Below are 7363 nucleotides of genomic sequence, written 5' to 3' on the forward strand. Positions count from 1 at the left end.
CGAACCTCATTTAAGGGAGGCCCTGTCAAAACAGAGTCATCGTCGGCGCGGTAGGATACTCGCGCCCCGCCCCCGCCACGCGAATGTGGCACACTCTTGGATCGCACGCCCCGAAAGGCTTAAAAAAGGTAAAAGAATATGGCAGATAAATCGAACTTCGACATATTGTATACCATTGTAGACGAAGCGCCCGAGCTGGCCAGCGCCTCGTTCCTGCCCATCATTCGCAAATTCGCCTCGGCGGCGGGTGTCAGTGTTGGCACCAAGGATATTTCGCTTGCAGGTCGTATTCTGGCGACCTTTCCGGAGAACTTGACAGACGATCAGCGCATTACCGACGATCTGGCGGCGCTGGGTGAACTGGTGAAAACGCCCGATGCCAATGTAATCAAACTGCCCAACATCTCGGCCTCGGTTCCGCAATTGGCGGCGGCCATCGAAGAGTTGCAGTCGCAGGGCTACGACATTCCGAATTACCCCGAGGAACCTTCGAATGACGCGGAAAAGGCGATCCGTGCCCGTTACGACGCCATCAAGGGTTCGGCAGTAAACCCGGTTCTGCGCGAAGGCAACAGCGACCGCCGGGCGGCGCGGGCGGTCAAGAACTACGCCCAGAAAAACCCGCATTCGATGGGGAAATGGGCGTCGGACAGCAAAACCAAAGTGTCGTCCATGCCCGGCAACGATTTCTATGCCAATGAGAAATCGGCCACCATCACCGCCGCGCAGGCCGGTGACGCCAGGATCGAGTTTGTGGGCAAAGACGGCAGCGTGACCGTTCTGAAAGACAGCTGGCCGCTGGCAGAAGGCACCGTGGCGGATGCGACTTTCATGTCGGTCAAGGCGCTGTCGTCCTTCCTGGCCGACGCCATAGAGGACACCAAACAAGACGGCACCATGTTCTCGCTGCACATGAAGGCGACGATGATGAAGGTCAGCGACCCGATCATCTTTGGCTATGCGGTCAAGGCATGGCTGGCCCCGGTGTTCGAGAAATTCGGCGCCGAGCTGGACGAGTTGGGCGTGAACCCGAACTCGGGTCTGGGCGATCTGCTGGAACGTGTTCAGGGCAATGCTGACATCATGGCCGCCATCGACGCGATCAAGGGCGACCGCCCGTCGATGTACATGGTCGACTCGGATCGCGGTATCACCAACCTGCATGTGCCGTCGGATGTGATCATCGACGCCTCAATGCCCGCCGTGATCCGCGCGGGTGGTAAAGGCTGGGATGAAACCGGGGCGAAGGGCGACACCAACTGCGTGATCCCCGACCGCTGCTATGCGCCGGTCTATGACGAGACCATCAAGTTCTTCAAAGCCAACGGCGCGCTGAACCCCGCCACCGCCGGTGCTGTGGCGAATGTTGGCCTGATGGCGCAGAAAGCTGAAGAATACGGCTCGCACCCGACCACGTTCCAGGCACCTGCCGACGGCACCATTCGCATCGTTCTGGCCAATGGTGAAACGCTGCACTCGCATGATGTTGAACAGGGTGATATCTGGCGGTCCTGCACGGTCAAGAAAGCCCCGATCGAGAACTGGATTCAACTGGCGATGGACCGTCAGCGTCTGACAGGTTCCGAGGCGATCTTCTGGCTGGACGCAAACCGCGCCCATGACGCGGAACTGATCAAATACGTCAAACCGGCGCTTCAGGCCGCTGGCGTGGCCGACAAGTTCCTAATCATGGCCCCGCGTGAGGCAACCCGCCAGTCGCTGGAAACCATCACCGCGGGCAATGACTCGATTGCCATCACCGGCAACGTGTTGCGCGACTACCTGACCGACCTGTTCCCGATCCTAGAACTGGGTACCTCGGCCAAGATGCTGTCGATCGTCAAATTGATGAATGGCGGCGGCCTGTTTGAAACCGGTGCGGGCGGCTCGGCCCCGAAGCACGTCCAGCAGCTGGTTGAGGAAAACCACCTGCGCTGGGACTCGATGGGTGAGTTCTGCGCATTGGGGGAATCGCTGAACTTTCTGGCCGACAGCAAGGGCAACGCCAAAGCTGGCGTTTTGGGTGCCGCGGCCGAGGCCGCAACGCAGGGCATTCTGGACAACAACAAGTCGCCCAGCCGCAAAGTCGGACAGCCGGACAACCGCGACAGCCACTACTGGTTCGCCCGGTACTGGGCCGATGCGCTGGCTGCGCAATCTGATGATGCGGACCTCGCGGCCGAGTTTGCTCCGGTTGCCGCCGAACTGGCTGCCAAGGAAGAACAGATTCTGGGCGAATTGGCTGCAGCACAGGGCGCGGCGGCGGATCTCGGCGGCTACTATCACACTGATCCGGTCAAGACGGCCGCTGTCATGCGTCCAAGCGCGACCCTGAACGCGATCATCGGTTGATCAGAATAAGCCACACCGCAAGGTGTGGCTTATTCGTTTGAAAATCAGTGAGTTAATCAGAAAAAGGGCCGACCCCCAAAGTCGGCCCTTTTTGAGTGAGTGGCGAGGCAGATGCCTCACCGGTGCTGTTACCTTCACGTTAGCAAGTTTATCCGGTCATGGTATTAGGGGTTTCCCGTAGTGCGTGCGGAATATGCCGTGAAGAACGGAAAATCCGGGCCTGATCCGGTGCAAACCGCACGCAATCGGATGGCTTAGGCAGGATGGAATCGGATTGTTTGCCTCCGGTATCGGGGCGTTGGTCAACCGTACGACAGGCGACAAAAAAGGCCGGTCCTAAGACCGGCCCCAGAGCGCTTAAGTGAACCGAGGGATCAGTTCGACGCTGCCATCAGTTTCTCGTTGTGCTCGCGCAGAGTGTCCGAAACGATCGCGTACCATTCGCCGGATTCCCGCATCTCGTTCAGGCCCTTGTTCAGCATCGCCAGATACTGCTTGCCGAACGGGTTGCTGCGGTGGCTGATGAAGCGCAGCGAGGACAGCGAAGTCACGAACGGGTTCTCGACCAGGTCGTTCTGGTTCAGACCCATTTCAACCATGGTGTCCGAGAACAGCTGAACTTCGAAGGTTGCGACATCGGCGGTACCGGTCAGAACCGCATCCAGGCATTCACGCGCGGTGATCGGCTGCATCAGGGTCATGGTGTCGCCGTTGTGCAGGCCTTCCTGCTCCAGATCGTGGATGAACCAGCCGTCCATACGGCAGATGGTGGCGCCTTTCAGCTGCTCGAACGTGGTAGCACCGGCATAGTCGCTTTCCGGGATGGTGTAGAAGCCGACCACGATGTCATAAACCGGAACGGAGGCGTCGAACTGGGTGCAGCGTACTTCGGTTTCCCACGACCATTCATAGGTACGGTTGGTGCAGTCCGGCATGTTCCACGCCATCGACACGTCAAACGCGCCCAGCGGCAGCAGAGTTTCAAGGTGCGAGTTCCAGTCGTCCACGAAGCTGACCGAATAGTCGCGAGCGTTACCGCCACGCTGCAGCGCGGTGGTGCCCAGACGGGTGATCGCGCCGCCGCCGTTCAGTGATTTATCGGCGAAGGGAGCCCAGCCGTTGCCGGTGACCAGCTTGATCGGCGGCTGATAGACGCTGGAGCGTTTGACGCTGGCGGCACGGGCCTCTTCCGCGGCGATAATTTCCTGAGCGGACTGGCCGTTCGGCAGGCTGCCATCCTCACAGGGCAGGGCCAGAACCAGACCAGGCTCCAGCGCGTTCGGGTTGGTGATAACGTTGCGGTTCGCGTTGAAGATCGGCTGATAGTTCGAAGTGCCATAGGCCGCGATGGCGATGGTCGCCATCGTGTCACCGTCTTCCACGGTATAGTTGGTACAGGCTTCCTGCGCGGCCGCAGCTCCGGCGCTCAGGGCGGTGACGGCGGTGGCCGACAGCACGACTTTTTTCAGGTTAGAATTCAACATGTCCACTTCCTCCAGACTTTTTTGTTGTCAGGCCTATCGGGGCCTTAGCCATTTTCCATTTGGTGACGCAGGGCGGTCGACACGATGTCACGCCATTCGCCGGATTGTTGCATGATCGCCAGACCCTGGTTGAGCGTCTCAAGGATCGCTTCCCCATCCGGATTATCTTTGTGGGTCATAACGTTAAGCGACTTGATCGCCGCCAGGTTGGGGTTTTCGATGATGCGGTGCTCGTAACCCAGCCGCGCGATTGCCTCAACAGCCAGATGCGCCTCGACCGCAACGATATCGGCCGTGCCATCCATCAGCGCGTGAAAGCAGTCATCCGGCGAAACCGGGCGCACAAGCGAAATCGCCGGTTCGTACAGACCTACGGCGTCCATGTGCGACAGCGACCAGCCTTCGGGGCGGCAGATGGTCGTTCCGGCAAAATCGGCATAGGTCAGCGTCTGTTCGTAACCGGACCCTTCGCGGGCAAAGAACGTATCCACAACTTCGTAGAACGGGTTCGAGAAGTTGTAGGTTTCACAGCGGGCGCGGTCCTTTTCCGACAGCGCGGCGGCCTCTTCGCAGTTCGGGCGCGACCAGGGGAAGGTCGCGTCAAAGGCCAGGGTTGGCATCAACAGATCCAGATGCGAGGACCAGTCGTTGACGAACTGGATTTTATAGGCCTGCTCGGGCGCCGCGCGCAACATCGCGGTTTCGACCAGATTGGTGTAAAGGCCGCGGTTGGGCAGGGCCTCGTCGGTGAACGGCGCGTAGTTGCCGCCGGTGATCAACAGCAGCTGACGGTCACGGATTTCCGGCCGCTCGCCAGCGTCTGCATTGCGGATCAGTGCCGCCGCTTCGGCGCGGGCCGCCTCGATCTCTTCCTTGGCCGCCGCTTTGGCGGCGATTACCGCGTCCTCGCTGGCCTTCTTGGCCTCGGCCTCAGCTTCGGCCACGCGCGCTTCGGCCTTGGCGATGGCTTTGGCTGCCCGATCCTCGGCAGCCTTGACCAGTTCCGAGGCCATTTCGGCCGCCATCGCTTCGGCTTCGGTCTGCGGAGCGGATGGCGCACGGCCGATATCTTCCAGACAGGGCAGGGTCAGTACGTCACCTACCCTTATGATGTTCGGGTTGTTGCCGATCACATCGCGGTTGGCATCGAAGATGATGCGAAAGTCTTCGGTCGAATACACTTCGATGGTCAGCTCACGAAGGCTGTCGCCGCGCTGAATTTCGTAGGTCGAGCACGCCTCTTGCGCAGAGGCGGCTCCGGCCGCGGCAGCAAGTGCCAGGCTGGATATGATCAGATGGGGTCTCATGGGTCCTGTAGCTTTGCCTTGGTTAGTTTCTTGTTAGTTTCACGACGCCGATCGAGGCATTGTCCTGATCGGGGTCGGCCTTGGCCTGCAGCGCCTGTAACAACGCGTCGGCAATGTCCTGAGCCAGCGATTGGGAATTCGCCCGCAGGATCGACTCGATTTCCGCATCGCTGAGATATTGCAGCCCGTCGCTGCCGATCAGCAGAATGTCCGAGGGCACCAGTTCCACCGGGTCTTCCGGGCAATCCACCTTGGGGATGGCGGCGCCCATGATCACCGAAGTCAGCTGGTTGCGGTCCGGATGCGCCAGCGCCTGGGCCTGCGTCAGGCTGCCTTGCGCCACCTGCGCGTCAATCACCGGAGCCATGGAATGGTCTTCGTTGATCTGACGCAAATTGCCGTTGCGAAACAGGTACAATGGGCTGTCGCCGATCGAGATCCAGTAGAGCCGACGTCCCATGAGCAGGACACCCAACAGGGTCGAGCCCATATGGAAACCGGGGCCCTGTTCCTCGGTATGGTTGGCGATGAATGCGTTGGCCTGCATGGCGGCCAGCGGCAAGGCATCAATCAGGGTGGTCCGGGACGGATCCTCTGCCTCAAGTTCAGCGTCCAGCGCACCGCGCCAGGCTCTGATCACCAGATCGGAGGCCACTTCGCCTGCGGCGTGGCCGCCCATGCCGTCAGCGATGACAACGTAGCCGGCATTCGCCGCGTCAAACATGCGCGCCGCAACCGCGTCTTCCTGCGTGTCGCGCTGGCCCTTTTCCAGGATCAGCGCAATGTCATATGCCGGAGTCGCCAGCATCAATCAGGAATCCCGCCAGTCAAAGCCGTCATCGCAGAAGGCGGCAAAACGGATCGAGGTTTCGCTGATGCGGATAAGATCGCCGCTGGCCAGCGGTACGGTGCTGAGCACGGGCTTGCCGTTCAGGCGCACCAGGTTGGCCTTGCCGCCATGCCCCAGATAGCACTTACGATCTTCGGGATCATAGGCGATGACAGCATGATTGCTGCGGGAAATGCCGGTGTCGCCAAAGTCCAGTTGAATGGCCTGATCGTCGTTGCGACCGATCTGCATCAGACCTTCGGTCAATGTGATGCAGGCGCCGCGTCCCGGCCCGCCGGTTACAACCAGCCATCCCACCGGGAAGGTCTCTTTCGCGGTTTCGGTATTGGCCACGGGCTCGGCCGTCTCGATCAGGTCCTGAACATGCGTGTCCGCCCGTTCAAAGCCAAGGAAAGTGGTTTTTACGCGACTGCGCCGGTCGGACGCGGGGGCAGGCGCGGGTTGGGCTTCAGGCTCGGTCCTGACTTCGGCCACCGGGACGGGTTGAGGGGCTTCGGGCGTTTCGACGACAACCTCGACAACCGGGTCTTCTTCCACGGTTTCGGCGGCGGCGGCTTCCTCCGGCTGCTCTTCCTCCTCGTCCGTTGCCACATGCAACGTCACGACCGCTTCAGGCTCGACTTCTTCGGGTTCATCCGCAGGCGTGGTGGCTTCGGGTTCCGCGTCGGTGACTTCGGTGACAATCACCTCATCATCTGCCAAATCTTCGGCGGGCTGGTCCTCGGCCTCGGCGAACTCGGGCATATCCTGTTCCGGAAGCAGCTCGTCACTTTCTTCATAGCTTTCAGAAGACATGTTGCCGCCGGCAAGTGCCTGACGCAGTGCGTTGAAATCCGCGATCGGCTGGGCTGCATCCGTTTCGGGCGCGGCGGTTTCTTCGATTTCGGCTTCGGTCTCTTTGGCTTTGCCGGCACCTTCGAGAAGCCGGCTGAGAGGGCTTTTGTATTTGAACATGGTGTCGACACCTTTGTTTCTTTGCACAGAACGACGTCCCGTGGGGCTGCTACTCACCTCTGCGCGTTTGGACGCAACGGTACTTATGATCTTGTAACCAAATCACTTTTACATTCCGCGACGGGCTGGTCCCCGTCAGAGCGGCGGGATTGCCCGCGACGCCCTCAGCAAACACACACTGGCGGATTACATTCCGAACCGGTCCGATTACTCCTGCGCTAGGGGCATGACTGCATCCGTCTCGGCGCCGTTGCGCCGCACGGTCAAACGGGCCTCAGGCAAGTTGTCGGACACAAGCTTATCCAACATCGCGTCCAGGCTTTCCGACCCGTCGATGGTCATGCCGGTCTGGGATTCCGACACCAGCACATCGCCCTTCTGAAGGCCGCCGGTCGCCGCGCCAGCGGGCATGTTGG

At 60.4% G+C, this 7363-nt stretch carries 6 protein-coding genes; 1 reads left to right on the plus strand and 5 read right to left on the minus strand.

Annotated features, from left to right (window positions below; translation table 11 throughout):
• Nucleotides 1-138: 138 nt before the first annotated feature.
• Nucleotides 139-2352 (plus strand): NADP-dependent isocitrate dehydrogenase, encoded by a 2214-nt coding sequence (locus ACXAC3_RS21695; protein ID WP_475164783.1) that lies wholly within the window; start codon nucleotides 139-141, stop codon nucleotides 2350-2352.
• Between the two features lie 374 nt (nucleotides 2353-2726).
• Here the strand turns inward: ACXAC3_RS21695 and ACXAC3_RS21700 are convergent, their stop codons facing one another.
• The 5 genes from ACXAC3_RS21700 to ACXAC3_RS21720 form a co-directional block, all read right to left on the minus strand.
• Nucleotides 2727-3836, minus strand: coding sequence for a peptidoglycan-binding protein LysM (locus ACXAC3_RS21700; protein WP_475164785.1), 1110 nt, complete (start codon nucleotides 3834-3836; stop codon nucleotides 2727-2729).
• A 44-nt stretch (nucleotides 3837-3880) separates the two neighbouring features.
• Nucleotides 3881-5143: a type 2 periplasmic-binding domain-containing protein gene (locus tag ACXAC3_RS21705; RefSeq protein WP_475164786.1), complete on the minus strand. Its 1263-nt coding sequence runs from the start codon at nucleotides 5141-5143 to the stop codon at nucleotides 3881-3883.
• Nucleotides 5144-5165: 22 nt separating this feature from the next.
• Complete coding sequence (locus tag ACXAC3_RS21710) at nucleotides 5166-5951, minus strand: PP2C family protein-serine/threonine phosphatase (protein ID WP_475164789.1); 786 nt, start codon at nucleotides 5949-5951, stop codon at nucleotides 5166-5168.
• Nucleotides 5952-5954: 3 nt separating this feature from the next.
• Complete coding sequence (locus ACXAC3_RS21715; protein ID WP_475164792.1) at nucleotides 5955-6947, minus strand: FHA domain-containing protein; 993 nt, start codon at nucleotides 6945-6947, stop codon at nucleotides 5955-5957.
• Between the two features lie 207 nt (nucleotides 6948-7154).
• A partial coding sequence (locus tag ACXAC3_RS21720) for a hypothetical protein (RefSeq protein ID WP_475164795.1) occupies nucleotides 7155-7363 on the minus strand: 209 nt, incomplete at its 5' end.

This window comes from Ruegeria sp. ABV4_181 (genome assembly GCF_056158465.1).

Coding starts and splice junctions, on each gene's coding strand:
- ACXAC3_RS21710 (WP_475164789.1), bottom strand. CDS start 5,951: ATGCTGGCGACTCCGGCATATGACATTGCGCTGATCCTGGAAAAGGGC.
- ACXAC3_RS21700 (WP_475164785.1), bottom strand. CDS start 3,836: ATGTTGAATTCTAACCTGAAAAAAGTCGTGCTGTCGGCCACCGCCGTC.
- ACXAC3_RS21715 (WP_475164792.1), bottom strand. CDS start 6,947: ATGTTCAAATACAAAAGCCCTCTCAGCCGGCTTCTCGAAGGTGCCGGC.
- ACXAC3_RS21705 (WP_475164786.1), bottom strand. CDS start 5,143: ATGAGACCCCATCTGATCATATCCAGCCTGGCACTTGCTGCCGCGGCC.
- ACXAC3_RS21695 (WP_475164783.1), top strand. CDS start 139: ATGGCAGATAAATCGAACTTCGACATATTGTATACCATTGTAGACGAA.